This window comes from Streptomyces bohaiensis (assembly GCF_012033785.1).
Lineage (GTDB): Bacteria > Actinomycetota > Actinomycetes > Streptomycetales > Streptomycetaceae > Streptomyces > Streptomyces bohaiensis.
Genome location: NZ_JAAVJC010000109.1, coordinates 1 through 14979 on the forward strand (window position 1 = coordinate 1; position 14979 = coordinate 14979).

Sequence of the window (14979 nt, forward strand, 5' to 3'; positions counted from 1 at the left end):
GCGCCGGCTTGGCCGGCGGCGGGGCGGAGTCCGTCGGGACCGCCGGATCGGGGTCGGGGTCGGCGTCGGGGCCGCCGGTGGGGTGCGGGGTGCCGCCGGACCGGGCGTCGTCCTCCTCGTCGCCCGCGGGAGAGGAGTGCGGGCGGGAGCCCGCCCCCGTCTCGTCGGGATCGTCGGCGGAGCTCCCCGAGGGGTCCGCCGGTGCCGCGCCTCCCTCCCCCACCGCTCCGTCGGGACCCTCGACGTCGACGGACACCCCCGGCTGCGGGGGCGCCTGCGGTGGACGGCCGTCGACCGTGACGCACCCGGAGACGGTGGCGAGCAGCGCCAGAGCGGCGCCCAGACATGAGGAAACGGTTCGGGACGGCGGGCGGCGCACGGCTCCGGGACCTCCACGCGGTGCTGTCGGGTACGACCCTGCCCAACTGCCCCGGGGGGAACGAGGACACGGCCGGGGACGACCTACCGGGTGCGTGGCGTGCGCCCGCTCGGAGCGCAGCACCGCGGCGCCCGCGCCGCCGAAGCACGACCGCGCCTCCCGGGAACCGGCGCGCGACCGGCGGCGCACCCCGCGGTCGCCGCCGCGGCGTCAGGCGTAACCGAGTTCGTGGAGGCGGTCGTCGTCGATCCCGAAGTGGTGCGCGATCTCGTGCACCACGGTGATCTCGACCTCCTCGACCACCATGTCGCGACCGCCGCCCTCCCGCTCGCACATGCGCAGGGTGGGGCCCATGTAGATGGAGATGCGGTCCGGGAGCACCCCGGCGTACCACTCGCCGCGCTCGGTCAGCGGCGTCCCCTCGTAGAGGCCGAGCAGCTCGGGTTCCTCCGGTGGCGGTTCGTCCTCGACGAACACGGCGACGTTGTCCATCATCCGGGTCAGCTCCGGCGGGACGCGGTCCAGCGCCTGACCGACCAGGTCCTCGAACTCCTCGCGGCTCATCTCCAGCACGCCTCCATTGTGCCGTCCGGGACCCGTGAGAGGAGGGACGCGACGGCGGAGATCGACCGCGGTGGAGCCGCCAGGCCGAGCCGAACCCGCTCCCTCGGGCGCCGCCGCGGCGCGACAGCGGCGCTCGACGGCGCCGGCGGCGAGACGTTTTGGCGATCCGAGCAGCTATCCCATATGCTTCTCACGTCCCCGACGGCGCCGAACAAGCGCCCAGGTGGGCCACCAGCCCTCATCGTCTAGTGGCCTAGGACGCCGCCCTTTCAAGGCGGTAGCACGGGTTCGAATCCCGTTGGGGGCACGCTTTACCGTGTGTGGAACAATGTTCCGCGCATGTGCAAGGTCCTGTGGAGCAGCTTGGAGTGCTCGCCACCCTGTCAAGGTGGAGGCCGCGGGTTCAAATCCCGTCAGGACCGCTTGCAGATCACTCCGGTGAACTGCGTGGCTGGGTAGCTCAGTTGGTACGAGCGATCGCCTGAAAAGCGATAGGTCGCCGGTTCGATCCCGGCCCCAGCCACCACCTCGAGGAAGCCCCGGGCACCAGACGCCCGGGGCTTTTCCGTTTGCGCGCCCGGCAGGGGGAGCACGCCGCCGCCACCGGTTCCGCGTCCTCACACGTGCCGGCACCGTGCTGCTCCGGTGGCGACCACCGCGCGGGGATGCACCGTCGGTCGTCGCGTCCGTGACAGCTGCTCGAAGCCGCTCCGGAACCTCCGGCCCCGCAGCACCGACACCGGCCGCCTCCCGGCGGGCCCCGCACCGCGCGACGGCTCGACCGCGCCTGGCGGGCGACAGCCGCACGCCTCCACCGCGCACGCGGGGCGGGCCCGGGCGGTCCTCCGGCCCCTCCGGCCCGGGCGGCCCGTCAGGGCTGCCGGGGTGACCGCTTGCCCGTGGCTTGCGCGGTCTGCTCCGACCCGGCAGTGGCGGACCAGCCGGCGAGCAGCGTCAGACCGTCCTCGGAGGCGGTTCCGGGCGGCGCGCTGTAGACGACCACGCTCAGGCCGCTGTCGTCCGGCAGGCTCATGGTCTCCTGGTCGAGTTCCAGGTCGCCGACGAGCGGATGGTTGAGGCGTTTGGTGCTCTCGCGGAAGACGTGCACGTCGTGGGAGCCCCACATCACGCGGAAGGCGTCGCTGCGGGTGGACAGTTCACCGATCAGGTTCGACAGCTCCCGGTCGTACGGGCTCCTGCCCGCCTCGATGCGCAGCGCGCCCACGGCGAAGCGCGCCATGCGCTCCCAGTCGGTGTAGAACCGCTTGGCCGCCGGGTTGAGGAACGCGAACCGGGCGACGTTCGCCCCGCAGGTCGGGTCGGCGAACATCTCCGCGTAGAGGGCGCGGCCCAGGGGGTTGGCGGCCAGGGTGTCGAGGCGGCTGTTCATCACGCACGCCGGCATCCCCGGCATGCCGTCGACGATCCGCGTGACGCTCGGCCGCACCGTCTGCCGCCCCGCCGACCGAGCCGTCCGCTGCCGGGCCGGCGCCCCGGGCGCCTTTCCCGCGGCGCGGGCGAGGTCGTACAGATACGTGCGCTCGGTCGCATCCAGTTGCAGGGCGCGGGCGAGGGCGTCCAGCACGCCGTCGGAGACTCCGTGGAGGGTGCCGCGCTCCAGGCGCGTGTAGTACTCGACGCTCACCCCGGCGAGCGTGGCGACCTCGCCCCGGCGCAGTCCGGGCACCCGCCGCTGACCGTAGCTCGGCAGGCCCGCCTGCTGGTGCGTGATCTTGTCGCGTCGGGAGCGGAGGAAGGCGCTGACGGCGTCCCGGTTGTCCATGGCGCCAGGGTAGGCAGGCCGCGCGGGCGGTGGGGGTCCCTGCCGGTACCCCTCACCACGGGGGCTCCCCCGTCGCGCCCCGCCGCCGTTGTCTGGTGCATGCCCCGGTCCGCCGGGGCCCGACCGGTGCGAGGCCCAGGTGCCCCGGGCCGGCCGGCCTCCCCGTACCGGAACAGAACAGAAGGGCCCGCAGGATGAGCAACCAGAGGACGACGCCGGTGGAGAGCCCCGCGCAGGTCGTGCGAGGGCTGTACGACGCGCTGGTCACGGGCGATGTGCCGGGTGTCCTGGCCAAGCTCGCCCCCGACGTGATCGTCGACGAGCCGGCTCAGCTCCCCTACGGGGGCGTGCACCAGGGCCGCGAGGTGTTCGTGCAGTCGATCCTGGGCGCGATGATGGGCTACGCCGAGGTGGCCATCACCGATGCCGAGGTGTTCGAAGGCCCCACCGGGGTCGTCGGAACGCTCGCCGGAACGCTGACGGCCCGCACCACCGGTGAGACCTTCCCGCTGACCATGGTCGAGATCCACCAGGTCGAGGACGGCACGGTGCGGAAGATCGACGTCTGCACCAAGAACCCCCACGAACTCGCCGCGTTCTACGCGCGCGCCGAGGCGGGCACCACCTGACGACGGCTCCGCCACTCGCCACCGGCCGAGTTGCCGCATCGCAGCGCGAGCAACTCGGCCGACCCGTCCCCGGCCCGCTCCCGACCCGGGCCCCGGCCGCCCCGTCGATGCCCCCTGTCCGCGTCAGCGGCGGCGCGACCGGCCACGCGCACCACACAGCGAAGGACACGTATGACCACCACCTGGTTCATCACCGGCACCTCCTCGGGCTTGGGGCGACTGCTCACCGAGAACCTGCTGGCCCGTGGCGACCGCGTCGCCGCCACGCTTCGCCGGCCCGAGGCCCTCGATGACCTCCGCGCCGCACACGGCGACCGGCTCTGGACCGCCCGGCTGGATGTCACCGACACCGAGCGGGTCCGTCGCGTCGTCGGCGAGGCGTTCGCGGCCCTCGGCACGGTCGACGTCGTCGTCAACAACGCCGGCTACGGCGTTCTCGCGTCCGTCGAGGAGGCGTCCGACGAGCAGATCCGGCGCGTCGTCGACACCAACCTGCTCGGCTCCATCCAGGTCATCCGCGCCGCCCTTCCGCATCTGCGTGCCCAGTCCCGGGGCCGCATCCTGCAGGTGTCCACCGCGGGCGGTCAGACGACCTACCCCGGCCTCGGCTACTACCACGCCTCCAAGTGGGGCATCGAGGGGTTCTGCGAGACCGTCGCTCGCGAGATCGCGCCGTTCGGACTGGCTCTGACCATCGTCGAGCCGGGTGCGACCCCCACCGGGTTCGGGGCGTCGCTGGACGTCGCACCGCCGCTGCCCGCCTACGAGAACACCCCCGCGGCCGCCACCCGGCAGGCGTTCCTCAGCGGCCGCTTCCCGGTGCCCAACAGCGCGGAGAGACTGACCGGGGCGATGATCGACCTCGTTGACTCCGGCGCGACCCCGCTCCGCCTCCCGCTCGGCCCCGACACCTACGCGGACGTCCGCACCGCCCTCACCGGCCGGCTCGCCGAGCACGAGGCTCATCGCGACGTCGCGCACTCGGTGGCGGCCACCGCCACCCGGTGACCGGGACCCGCACCGGGGGCCGCCGACGCTGAGTGCCCACGCGGATCAGCCGTCCTCGGCGACGGCCGCCGCGCGGCGCTTTGCGGGGGTCGCCCGTCGGCGTCGGCCGCGGCCACGGCGAGCCGGCGGTCGGGGCGACACCCACACCAGGAGCCGCGCCGGCCGCCGCGGGGCATGTCGGCGGACACCGGCGACGCGAGCGGACACCGGCGACGGGAGCGCCGCTTGTCGGGAGCGCCGCGTGACGGTCGTCGCCTTCGACGACGGCCGGGACGCCCCGATCCGGCGGCTGCCGCGCGACCTGCGCGCCGCCCATCACCGCGCAGCCGGAGCCGCACGCTCCGTTAAGGGCTCGCCCGGGAGGTGCGCCAGGTGAGATCCTGGTGCCGGTATGTCCAGACGACCTTCTTCCGCGCGGGTCGCGCAGGCCGACCAGGCCCCGCCCGTCGCCGACACCGCGTCCGCTTCCGCACCCGAGCCCGAGTCCGCCCCCGCCCCCGCCTTCGCCGAGCTGCTGGACCGCATCAGCGCCCTGATGTTCCCCGACCAGCGGCGCCTCGGCCGCCGGCTGGAGGGCGTCCGGCGCGTCCGGAAGCCGGGGGCGCGCGACCAGGCCCTCACCGAGATCGGCCGCGCCGTGACGGAGGCGGAGGCCCGCGTCGAGCAGCGGCGCGCGGCGGTCCCGAAGATCACCTACCCGGAGGCGCTGCCGGTCAGCCGGCGGAAGGACGAGATCGCCGCCGCGATCCGCGACCACCAGGTGGTGATCGTCGCCGGCGAGACCGGCTCCGGCAAGACCACGCAGCTGCCGAAGATCTGCCTGGAGCTGGGGCGCGGGGTGACCGGGCTGATCGCCCACACCCAGCCGCGGCGCATCGCGGCACGCACGGTGGCGCAGCGGGTCGCGGACGAGCTGGACACCGAACTGGGCGAGGCCGTCGGGTGGAAGGTGCGGTTCACCGACCAGGTGGGCGAGCGCACCCTGGTGAAGCTGATGACGGACGGCATCCTGCTGGCCGAGATCCAGCAGGACCGCGATCTGCGGCAGTACGACACGATCATCATCGACGAGGCGCACGAGCGCAGCCTCAACATCGACTTCCTGCTGGGCTACCTGGCGCAGCTGCTGCCTCGCCGCCCGGAGCTGAAGGTGGTCATCACCTCGGCGACGATCGACCCGGAGCGGTTCGCCAAGCACTTCCGGTCGCGGGACGGCGAGCCGGCGCCCGTCGTCGAGGTGTCGGGGCGGACCTACCCGGTGGAGGTGCGGTACCGCCCGCTGCTGGAGGACGGCGGTGAGGAGGGCGACGGCGCCGACCGGGACCAGGTGACGGCGATCTGCGAGGCGGTCGACGAGCTCCAGGCGGAGGGGCCGGGCGACATCCTGGTCTTCCTCTCCGGCGAACGCGAGATCCGGGACACCGCGGACGCCCTCGGCAAGCGGCAGCTGCGCCACACCGAGATCCTGCCGCTGTACGCGCGGTTGAGCCACGGCGAGCAGCAGCGGGTCTTCCAACGGCACTCCGGTCGCCGGGTGGTGCTCGCGACCAACGTGGCCGAGACCTCGCTGACGGTGCCTGGCATCAGGTACGTGATCGACCCGGGGAACGCGCGCATCTCGCGGTACAGCCACCGCACCAAGGTGCAGCGGCTGCCGATCGAGGCCATCTCGCAGGCCAGCGCCAACCAGCGGAAAGGCCGCTGCGGACGTACCAGCGACGGCATCTGCGTGCGGCTGTACTCGGAGGAGGACTTCGCGAGCCGCCCGGAGTTCACCGACCCGGAGATCGTGCGCACCAACCTGGCGTCGGTGGTCCTCCAGATGATCTCCGCACGGCTGGGCGAGATCGAGAAGTTCCCGTTCATCGACCCGCCGGACCAGCGGGCGGTGCGGGCCGGTGTGCAGCTGCTGGAGGAGCTGCACGCGCTGGAGGACAACGGCAAGCGGCTGACGGAGACCGGCCGCAGGCTGGCGCAGCTGCCGGTGGACCCGCGGTTGGCGCGGATGGTGCTGGAGGCGGACCGCAACGGCTGCGCCCGCGAGGTGATGGTGATCGCCGCGGCGCTGTCCGTCCAGGACCCGCGGGAGCGGCCGGCGGAGAAGCAGCAGGCTGCGGACGAGAAGCACCGCCGGTTCCGTGAGGGGCCGGGCGAGGAGTCCGACTTCCTGGCGCTGCTCCAGTTGTGGGAGTACGTGCGGGAGCGGCAGCGGGAGCTTTCCTCCTCGGCGTTCCGCCGGATGTGCCGCACCGAGTTCCTCAACTACCTGCGGATACGCGAGTGGCAGGACATCTACGCGCAGCTGCGGTCCGTGGGGCGCAGCCTGGGCATCCAGTTGGCGGAGGAGGGCGCGGAGCCGCAGCCGGACCGCATCCACCAGTCGCTGCTGGCGGGGTTGTTGTCGCAGCTGGGGCTGAAGGACACCGACAAGCACGAGTACCTGGGCGCGCGCGGGGCGAAGTTCGCGGTGTTCCCCGGGTCGGTGCTGTTCAAGAAGCCGCCGCGGTGGGTGATGTCGGCCGAACTGGTGGAGACCTCCCGGCTGTGGGCGCGGGTCAACGCCAGGATCGACCCGGACTGGATCGAGCCGCTGGCGGGCCATCTGGTGAAGCGGACGTACAGCGAGCCGCACTGGGAGCAGAAGCAGGCCGCGGTGATGGCCTACGAGCGGGTGACGCTGTACGGCGTGCCGGTGGTCGCGCAGCGGAAGGTGAACTACGGGCGGATCGACCCGGAGGTGAGCCGGGACCTGTTCATCCGGCACGCGCTGGTGGAGGGCGATTGGCGGACCCAGCACGCGTTCTTCAAGGAGAACCGCGCGCTGCTGGCCGAGGTCGAGGAGTTGGAGCACCGGGCGCGGCGCCGCGACATCCTGGTGGACGACGAGACGCTGTACGCGTTCTACGACCGGCACGTGCCGGAGTTCGTGGTCTCGGGTGCGCACTTCGACTCGTGGTGGAAGAAGCGGCGGTCGGAGGAGCCGGACCTGCTGAGCTTCGAGAAGTCGATGCTCATCAACGAGGCGGCCCGCGCCGTCACCGAGTCCGACTACCCGGACACCTGGCGGCAGGGGCGGTTGTCGTTCGCGGTGACCTACCAGTTCGAGCCGGGCGCCGACGCGGACGGGGTGACGGTGCACCTGCCGTTGCAGGTGCTGAACCAGGTGACCGACGAGGGGTTCGACTGGCAGATCCCGGGTGTCCGGGAGCAGTTGGTGACGGAGTTGATCCGTTCGCTGCCGAAGCCGCTGCGGCGGCACTGCGTCCCCGCGCCGGACTACGCGCGGCGTTTCCTGGCGACGGCGCCGGAGCCGGGTTCGGAGCCGCTGGTCCGGGCGCTGGCGCGCGAGCTGCGCCGGCTCACGGGCCAGCCGCTGACCGAGGAGGACTTCGACCTCGCGAAGGTTCCGGACCATCTGCGCATCACCTTCCGCGCGGTGGACGACCGGGGGCGCCGGCCCGCGGGCGACCCGAAGCTGTCGGAGGACAAGGATCTTCCGGCGCTGCGGCAGCGGATGCGGCCCAAGGCGCGGGAGGCCGTGGACCAGGCGTTCTCGACCCCCTCGCGGGGGAAGGGCGGCGGACGGCGGCGTGCCGGCGAGCCGGCCCCGGGAGCGGAGAGCGGCGGGGTCGGTCCCGAGCAGCGGTCGGGGCTGACGGACTGGACGGTCGGGACGCTGCCGCGCACGGTGGAGACGCGGCGCGGCGGTCAGCCGGTGCGGGCCTTCCCGGCACTGGTCGACGAGGGTTCCTCGGTGGCGGTGCGGCTGTTCGACTCGGCGGAGGAGCAGACCGAGGCGATGGCGCGGGGCACGCGGCGGCTGGTGCTGCTGCGGCTGCCGTCCGACCCGGCGAAGTTCGCCGCGGGGCAGCTCGACAACCGGGCGAAGTTGACGCTGGCGTCCTCGCCGCACGGTTCGGTGGCGGCGCTGCTGGCGGACTGCGCGACGGCGGCGGTGGACCAGCTGGTCGCCGCGCACGGCGGACCGGCCTGGGACGAGCCGTCGTTCCGCAGGCTGGTGGAGGCGGTGCGGGCGGACGTGGTGCCGCTGACGGAGCGGATCGTCGGCCGGGTGCGGGAGGTGCTGGCGGCGTGGCAGTCCTGCGAGCGGCGGCTCAAGGGCGTCACCTCACCGGTGCTGCTGGAGTCGCTGACCGACATCCGGGGGCAGTTGGCGGCGCTGATGTGCCCGGGGTTCGTGACGGCGCACGGGGCTCGGCGGCTGCCGGACCTGATGCGGTACCTGACGGCGGTGGAGCGGCGGTTGCAGCAGCTGCCGCAGCACGCGCAGCGGGACCTCGCGCGGACGGCGAAGGTCCGGGAGATGGCGGACGAGTACGCCTGGCTGCTGGAGCAGTTCCCGGCGGGGACGCCGGTGCCGGCCGCCGCCCGGGAGATCCGCTGGATGATCGAGGAGTTGCGGGTGAGCTTCTTCGCGCACGCGCTGGGGACCGCCTATCCGATCTCGGAGAAGCGGATCGTGAAGGCGGTGGACGCGGCGGTTCCGGAGGGTGCGCGGTAGCCCGGCGGGCCCGCCGAACGGCGGGCGCGCCGGGTGTTCCGGGCGGCGCGGAAGCGGATTGGCCTCGCGCCCCTGAACTGGGGTAGAGTCCTGTCTCGCAGCGAGGTCCTGTGGAGCAGCTTGGAGTGCTCGCCACCCTGTCAAGGTGGAGGCCGCGGGTTCAAATCCCGTCAGGACCGCATCGATTGCATTAGGGCCCGGTTTCCTCGGAATCCGGGCCCTACTGCTGTGCCCGGACCACTGCTGTGCCCGGACTGCGGCGGAGCACGGCGCGGCCGGCTCCCCGGCGCCGGTTCTCCCCCACCGGCTCCGGCGCGACCTGTCGGCGAGCGGGGTGGACCCACAGCGCTGCACCTGCCGCCGCGGGGCCTGGGGGCCCCTCGGGCGCCCTCCCGCACGGGCGACCGGCCCGGAGGTCACGCGGCGGCGCACAGCCGCCCTGCGGGCCGCCGGCGGCGGTGCCGGGCGGCCGCCGTTCGGACGGTCGGCACGACCCGGCCGCAGCACGTGCCGCGTCCGCGGCGTGTGCCGTACCTCACGTCCGGTCCGGCTGACGCGTGTGGCGTTCCCGGGAGGGCAGAACAGGACTGCGGGCCGCGGCACCCGCGCCTCTCGACTGAGGCAACGTCAACACCCGCGGCGCAGAAGCTGCTTGGCACCTGCATCCGATGGCTGCCCCGGCGGCGGCGGCTCCCTGCGGCAGACGGGTGAGATCGCAGCGACGCGACGGAGGTTCCGCGCGGCTGGTCCGTACCACCCGGGCCGGGTGGGAGAGTTGCGCAGGGCGGGAACGCCGGGTGTCGCGCGGTCGTTCTCACTATCGAACGGCGTTGACCAGGACAAGGGCAGACGGGTGTGACGGGAGTCACTGAACTTCCTTCGTGAAACGCCCCGTTGGAGCGGAGGACGAAGCTCCGAATTTAATATGTGCAATTTCACTGTTGGTGGCGAGCCTCACAGCAGCCCCTGAGGAACGCCCCCGGGGACAACAGAAGGCCGCACCGGACCCGGCGGAGTCCGATGCGGCCTGGCGCGCGGGCGCCCCGAGGAGGGGACCCCGGACGCGGCGCTACTGCCTGCCTGCTACTGCTCAGGCCTCACCGCGCTGCTGAGGAATGCCCGCCAGCAGCGCACGCACCTCCGCTTCGCGGTAGCGGCGGTGCCCACCGAGCGTGCGGATCGACGTGAGCTTGCCCGCCTTTGCCCAGCGTGTGACCGTTTTGGGGTCCACGCGGAACATGGTGGCAACCTCCGCCGGCGTCAGCAGCGGCTCGGCGTCAGGGGTGCGAGCGGTCATCAGCGGCCTCCTTGAGAGAACCGAACCGAAACGGTTCATTCCTCTTAAATTCTGCAGCTTGACCCACGATGCCCGGTTTCGGTGCACGTGGGTCGAGTCGGTTATAGGACGAACGGCTTGTCCTCGGCACTACAACTACACCATCGTCCCGGCCTGCTCGGCCAAACCGATGGATTTGCCACCTCAGGCGTTCATCCTCGGCGGTTGCCGGATGGACCGTGTCATAGCGGACAGTCATCCCACCGTGACGACCTGTCACGCCGTGACGATCCCTCACGAAATCCACCAAGGAACGCAAGCGCGCCCTGTCCGCACAAGGCGGACAGAAGGAGCTCCACCGAGCTCCTTGTCCTATTTTGACATGAGGGGGCCGCTTGAAGGCAAGAGGTCCAGAGACATCCACCCCGTGCCATCCGTCACGCTTGGGGCGGATTGGCAGCGAATGAGACTGAATCCGGCAGGAAAGGGACTTAGGTCCCTGGCATCCCGATCCGTCTCTCCTGCCCCACTCGTCACCCCCGCACCGCCCTCGACGAGCGGTCCGCGACGACCTCTCTCAACTGGCGAACTGCCGCTCCCGCACAGCCGTCCAGCGCTCCGTCAACACCTCGTACAGCTCTCCCGCTCGTCCCAGGTCGTCCGCGGCGAGGGCCGCGACCGCCTCGGCCACCTCGGCCGCCGAGTGGTCCGCCTCCAACCGGTCTGCGGAAATGGTATGCACAAGTCCTCCGTAGTCCAGTTCGACCAGCGAACGCGGGTGGAATTCCTCCAGCCACCGGCCCACGTCGGTGAGGGCCGGCACCAGCAGTCCGTGCGGTGTCGCGTGCCGCACGGTCCGCAGCGCGCCCGCCAGGCGGCGCCGGGCACGCACCATCGGCGTGCGGTAACGCAACGAGACCGGGTCGTCGCCGGCTGTCGGCCTCTCCTCGCGTGCCGGGCCGCCCGGCGGCGGGGCTGCGTCCTGGGCCGGGGCCGCGCCCGGGTCGGCGACCGGCGGCGAGGAGGCGGTACCACCGGCTCCCCCGACGAACTCGCGTTCGGCATCGTCGAAGAGGCTGAACCAGCGGATCGGCACGTGCCAGAGCGCCGACCTGATCCAGGGGCGGGCCTGTGGATGGCGGGCGGCCCACCGCCGGTGCTGCCGCTCCGCCCGCCGGCGCCCCGCGACCGGGAGCGCCCGGTCGAGGACCGAGTCCGGCATCATCCAGTGCCCGGCCTCGGCCAGCGCCTGCCAGGCCCGCAGCCGGGTGCGCCAGGGGCAGACGTACAGCGCGCCGCCGAGTTCGGCGACGAAGGCGTCACCGTTCTCCTCCTCCGGCGCCGCCCGACCCGGGTCGGTGATCAGCGCGACCAGCGACCCGGTCAGCTCGTCCTGGGCGTCGGGGAGGTCCTCGCGGCGTGCGTAGCGCTCCCAGTGGGAGCGCTCGGGGTCGGGGAAGGCCGTCAGCGGCTCGTAGACCCGTAGGTACGAGGCGTAGGGAACCTTGGGCACGCACGGCCTCCCCTCGGTCGGCACAGCCGATGATCCCAGTAGGTGGACCGACCGGCCAGTGGCGGACGGAGTCCGTGGGATGGTGACGGTTCCCAGGGCCCGGGCGGGATCCGACGGTCGTAGAGTCGTGCTATGGCCCTCACCACCCGCCGAGGGCATCCGCCACGACATACAGGAGTCACCACCGTGACTGACGTACGTCCCGCTGTCAGTGTCGACAGCCCGGCCGAGATCGACGTGCTGGACGTTCTGTTCCGATCGGAACAGGGCGGCCACGAACAGGTCGTGCTCTGCCAGGACCAGGCCAGCGGCCTCCGCGCCGTCATCGCCATCCACTCCACCGCACTGGGCCCCGCCCTCGGCGGCACCCGTTTCCACGCCTACCCCGGCGTGCCCCGCCCCGAGGAGGCGGCGCTCCGTGACGCGCTGAACCTCGCGCGCGGCATGAGCTACAAGAACGCCCTCGCGGGACTGGAGCACGGCGGAGGCAAGGCCGTCATCATCGGTGACCCGCAGCAGGACAAGTCGGAGGAGCTGCTACTGGCCTACGGCCGGTTCGTGGCCGGCCTCGGCGGCCGGTACGTGACCGCCTGCGACGTCGGCACGTACGTGCAGGACATGGACGTCGTGGCGCGCACCAACCAGTGGACGACGGGCCGCTCCCCCGAGGCCGGCGGCGCCGGGGACTCCTCGGTGCTGACCGCGTTCGGCGTCTTCCAGGGCATGCGCGCCGCCGCGCAGCACCGCTGGGGCGCGCCGGACCTCGCGGGCCGCCGCGTCGGCGTGGCCGGCGTCGGCAAGGTGGGGCACATCCTGGTCGACCACCTGGTCGAGGCGGGTGCCGAGGTGTTCGTGACCGACGTGCGTGCGGAGTCGCTCGCGCGGGTGCTCACCGCCCACCCGTCGGTGACGGCGGTGGACGACACCGCCGCGCTGATCACCACGCCGGGGCTCGACGTGTACGCGCCCTGCGCCCTCGGCGGGGCGCTGAACGACCTGACGGTCCAGGCGCTGACCGCCGGCGTCGTCTGCGGCGCGGCCAACAACCAGCTGGACCACCCCGGCATCGAGAAGACCCTCGCGGACCGCGGCGTGCTCTACGCACCGGACTACGTGGTCAACTCCGGCGGCGTCATCCAGGTGGCCGACGAGCTCCACGGATTTGACTTCGCACGTGCGAAGGCGAAGGCCGAGAAGATCTACGACACCACCCTGGAGATCCTCGACCGGGCGCACGCCGAGGGCGTGCCGCCGGCCGCCGCGGCGGACCGGGTGGCCGAGCAGCGGATGGCCGCCGCCCGCTGACCTGGGCCCGCGCCAACACGCCGACGCCTGCACAAGACATGTCACGCACCTTCGGTGGGTTGCGCTCCGAAAGAAGGTAAAATCACCGTTGACCTGGCAACGAGAGGTCACGGGCCGGTGCCGAGCCGCCTCTGTCCTGCGGACGGCGTACCGTAGGGTCGAGGAAGCAGGTACCGTTGAAGCCCGGTGGATCGGGCTCCCGCGGGGCCCGCTCCGTTCCGTGAACGCATGTCAACACTCTGGGGCCGCAGCGCCCCGACGTTGAGGGGGTCGAGCCAATGGGGCGCGGCCGGGCCAAGGCCAAGCAGACGAAGGTCGCCCGCCAGCTGAAGTACAACAGCGGCGGTACCGATCTGTCGCGTCTGGCCGAAGAGCTGGGTGCATCCTCGTCCGAACCGTCGCCGCCACCGAGCGACGAACGCTTCGAACAGAACGATGAACCCGAGGACGACCCGTACGCCGAGTACGCACGGCTGTACAACGACGACGAGGACGACGACGAGTCGCAGTCCGACACCTCGTCACGGCGCCGGGAGTCCTGACTCCCGCATCGTTCGCGCTGCCGAAAGACCGGTCCGGTTCCGCCGGGCCGGCTTTTGTGCTGTCCGGGGTCTGCTCCGGGTCCTGACCCGGGCGGCCACCCCCCGCCCGCTGTCCCGGCCGCGCCGGGGGCACGGGACGGGTCGGTACGGGCGCTGCGGCGGGGGCCGCCGGGTCAGTGCTGGTCACCGAGGTGAACGGCGGCTCAGGCGTGGTCACCGTGGAGGGTGACGGCTTCCTGGTCGGCGGCGCGGTCGGTGATCTCGCCGAGCAGCCAGGCATCGATGCCGCGGTCGGCCAGCGTGGTGAGAGCGGCGTCCACGGAGTCCGGCGGCACGACCGCGACCATGCCGACGCCCATGTTGAGGGTGCGCTCCAGCTCGTAGCGGGCGACGTGGCCCAGCTCTCCGACCAGCCCGAAGATGGGTGACGGGGTCCAGCTGGCCCGGTCCAGCGAGGCGTGCAGGCCGTCGGGGACGACGCGCGCCAGGTTGGCGGCGAGCCCCCCGCCGGTGATGTGGGAGAAGGCGTGGACCTCGGTGGTGCGGGTGAGCGCGAGGCAGTCCAGCGAGTAGATGCGGGTCGGCTCCAGCAGTTCCTCGCCCACGGTGCGGCCGAGCTCCGCGACCTCGCGGTCGACGTCCCAGCCCGCGCGGTCGAACAGCACGTGGCGGACGAGCGAGTAGCCGTTGGAGTGCAGCCCGGAGGCGGCCATGGCGATGACGCGGTCGCCGGCGCGGACCCGCTCGGCGCCCAGCAGCCGGTCGGCCTCGACCACACCGGTCCCGGCGCCGGCCACGTCGTACTCGTCGGGTCCCAGCAGACCGGGGTGCTCGGCGGTCTCGCCGCCGACCAGGGCGCAGCCGGCGAGGGTGCAGCCCTCGGCGATGCCCTTGACGATGGCGGCCACCCGGTCGGGGTGGACCTTGCCGACGCAGATGTAGTCGGTCATGAACAGCGGCTCGGCCCCGCAGACCACCAGGTCGTCGACGACCATGGCGACCAGGTCGCGCCCGATGGTGTCGTGGACGTCCATGCGCTGCGCCACGGCGACCTTGGTGCCGACGCCGTCGGTGGCGGAGGCCAGCAGCGGGCGCTCGTAGCGCTTGAGCGCCGAGGCGTCGAAGAGGCCGGCGAAGCCGCCGAGGCCGCCGACGCTCTCCGGGCGCTGCGCGGTCGCCACCCACTTCTTCATCAGCTCGACGGCCGTGTCCCCGGCCTCGATGTCCACGCCGGCGGCGGCGTAGGAGGCTCCGGGAGTGCTGTCACTCATTGCGGTCTCTTCCGTGGTTCGGGATGCGTCGCGAGCGGTCACCGGCCGCGCCGGTGGCGGGCCGTCCGCTGCCCGGCCGGGCGATCGCGGGGCGGGAGGGGTGGAGCCGGGCGGCGGCGCGGGCCGGCCGGCCGGTGGTGCTGCGTGGTCGGTGCGCCCGGAGTGCGGGGGCGCGTTCCCCGTCGTG

The 14979-nt window shown here is 72.7% G+C and carries 11 protein-coding genes, 4 tRNA genes and 1 pseudogene; 9 read left to right on the forward strand and 7 right to left on the reverse strand.

Going from position 1 to position 14979, the window contains the following annotated elements; all coding sequences use genetic code 11:
• Positions 1–379, reverse strand: a pseudogene (locus HCN52_RS13695) (hypothetical protein); the annotation flags it as partial.
• A 210-nt stretch (positions 380–589) separates the two neighbouring features.
• Positions 590–943 carry a metallopeptidase family protein gene (locus tag HCN52_RS13700; protein WP_167970800.1) on the reverse strand — a complete coding sequence of 118 codons (354 nt, stop codon included), beginning with the start codon at positions 941–943 and terminating at the stop codon, positions 590–592.
• 234 nt (positions 944–1177) lie between these two features.
• Here HCN52_RS13700 and HCN52_RS13705 point away from each other — a divergent pair.
• From HCN52_RS13705 to HCN52_RS13715, 3 genes are all read left to right on the forward strand, one after another.
• Positions 1178–1250: transfer RNA gene (locus tag HCN52_RS13705), tRNA-Glu, on the forward strand.
• A 40-nt stretch (positions 1251–1290) separates the two neighbouring features.
• A tRNA-Asp gene (locus HCN52_RS13710) sits at positions 1291–1365 on the forward strand.
• Positions 1366–1392: 27 nt separating this feature from the next.
• A tRNA-Phe gene (locus tag HCN52_RS13715) sits at positions 1393–1469 on the forward strand.
• A gap of 345 nt (positions 1470–1814) precedes the next feature.
• On the opposite strand, the gene HCN52_RS13720 is transcribed toward HCN52_RS13715, so the two are convergent.
• Positions 1815–2726 carry a helix-turn-helix transcriptional regulator gene (locus HCN52_RS13720; protein WP_168088722.1) on the reverse strand — a complete coding sequence of 304 codons (912 nt, stop codon included), beginning with the start codon at positions 2724–2726 and terminating at the stop codon, positions 1815–1817.
• Between the two features lie 194 nt (positions 2727–2920).
• Here HCN52_RS13720 and HCN52_RS13725 point away from each other — a divergent pair, with 194 nt between their 5' ends.
• The 4 genes from HCN52_RS13725 to HCN52_RS13740 all read left to right on the forward strand — a co-directional run bounded on the left by HCN52_RS13725 (position 2921) and on the right by HCN52_RS13740 (position 9064).
• Positions 2921–3355: a nuclear transport factor 2 family protein gene (locus HCN52_RS13725; RefSeq protein ID WP_168088723.1), complete on the forward strand. Its 435-nt coding sequence runs from the start codon at positions 2921–2923 to the stop codon at positions 3353–3355.
• Positions 3356–3526: 171 nt separating this feature from the next.
• Entirely contained in the window at positions 3527–4363 is an 837-nt protein-coding gene (locus HCN52_RS13730; RefSeq protein ID WP_168088724.1) for an SDR family oxidoreductase, read from the forward strand.
• Between the two features lie 535 nt (positions 4364–4898).
• The gene (gene hrpA, locus HCN52_RS13735; RefSeq protein ID WP_245175120.1) at positions 4899–8885 is read left to right on the forward strand and encodes an ATP-dependent RNA helicase HrpA; all 3987 of its coding nucleotides are present in this window, start codon (positions 4899–4901) and stop codon (positions 8883–8885) included.
• Positions 8886–8989: 104 nt separating this feature from the next.
• Positions 8990–9064, forward strand: a tRNA-Asp gene (locus HCN52_RS13740).
• Positions 9065–9975: 911 nt separating this feature from the next.
• Here the strand turns inward: HCN52_RS13740 and bldC are convergent.
• Positions 9976–10182, reverse strand: coding sequence for a developmental transcriptional regulator BldC (gene bldC / locus HCN52_RS13745; RefSeq protein WP_019431930.1), 207 nt, complete (start codon positions 10180–10182; stop codon positions 9976–9978).
• A gap of 556 nt (positions 10183–10738) precedes the next feature.
• Positions 10739–11674 (reverse strand): DUF8083 family protein, encoded by a 936-nt coding sequence (locus HCN52_RS13750; RefSeq protein ID WP_168088726.1) that lies wholly within the window; start codon positions 11672–11674, stop codon positions 10739–10741.
• Positions 11675–11806: 132 nt separating this feature from the next.
• Between HCN52_RS13750 and HCN52_RS13755 the strand changes: the two genes are divergently transcribed.
• The gene (locus tag HCN52_RS13755) at positions 11807–12979 is read left to right on the forward strand and encodes a Leu/Phe/Val dehydrogenase (RefSeq protein ID WP_168088727.1); all 1173 of its coding nucleotides are present in this window, start codon (positions 11807–11809) and stop codon (positions 12977–12979) included.
• A gap of 278 nt (positions 12980–13257) precedes the next feature.
• Positions 13258–13521: a DUF3073 domain-containing protein gene (locus HCN52_RS13760; protein WP_168088728.1), complete on the forward strand. Its 264-nt coding sequence runs from the start codon at positions 13258–13260 to the stop codon at positions 13519–13521.
• A 203-nt stretch (positions 13522–13724) separates the two neighbouring features.
• Here the strand turns inward: HCN52_RS13760 and purM are convergent, their stop codons facing one another.
• Together purM and HCN52_RS24750 are read right to left on the reverse strand one after the other, a co-directional pair.
• Positions 13725–14792, reverse strand: a complete 1068-nt coding sequence (gene purM, locus HCN52_RS13765) for a phosphoribosylformylglycinamidine cyclo-ligase (protein ID WP_168088729.1) — start codon at positions 14790–14792, stop codon at positions 13725–13727.
• The coding region (locus HCN52_RS24750; RefSeq protein WP_376767128.1) for a hypothetical protein at positions 14785–14979 on the reverse strand (195 nt) is incomplete at its 5' end. The genes purM and HCN52_RS24750, both read right to left, overlap by 8 nt.

What these genes read in the sequence shown, in the direction of transcription:
- HCN52_RS13700 (WP_167970800.1), bottom strand. Translation starts at nt 943, where the DNA reads ATGAGCCGCGAGGAGTTCGAGGACCTGGTCGGTCAGGCGCTGGACCGC.
- hrpA (WP_245175120.1), top strand. Translation starts at nt 4,899, where the DNA reads ATGTTCCCCGACCAGCGGCGCCTCGGCCGCCGGCTGGAGGGCGTCCGG.
- HCN52_RS13730 (WP_168088724.1), top strand. Translation starts at nt 3,527, where the DNA reads ATGACCACCACCTGGTTCATCACCGGCACCTCCTCGGGCTTGGGGCGA.
- bldC (WP_019431930.1), bottom strand. Translation starts at nt 10,182, where the DNA reads ATGACCGCTCGCACCCCTGACGCCGAGCCGCTGCTGACGCCGGCGGAG.
- HCN52_RS13720 (WP_168088722.1), bottom strand. Translation starts at nt 2,726, where the DNA reads ATGGACAACCGGGACGCCGTCAGCGCCTTCCTCCGCTCCCGACGCGAC.
- HCN52_RS13760 (WP_168088728.1), top strand. Translation starts at nt 13,258, where the DNA reads ATGGGGCGCGGCCGGGCCAAGGCCAAGCAGACGAAGGTCGCCCGCCAG.
- purM (WP_168088729.1), bottom strand. Translation starts at nt 14,792, where the DNA reads ATGAGTGACAGCACTCCCGGAGCCTCCTACGCCGCCGCCGGCGTGGAC.
- HCN52_RS13725 (WP_168088723.1), top strand. Translation starts at nt 2,921, where the DNA reads ATGAGCAACCAGAGGACGACGCCGGTGGAGAGCCCCGCGCAGGTCGTG.
- HCN52_RS13755 (WP_168088727.1), top strand. Translation starts at nt 11,807, where the DNA reads ATGGCCCTCACCACCCGCCGAGGGCATCCGCCACGACATACAGGAGTC.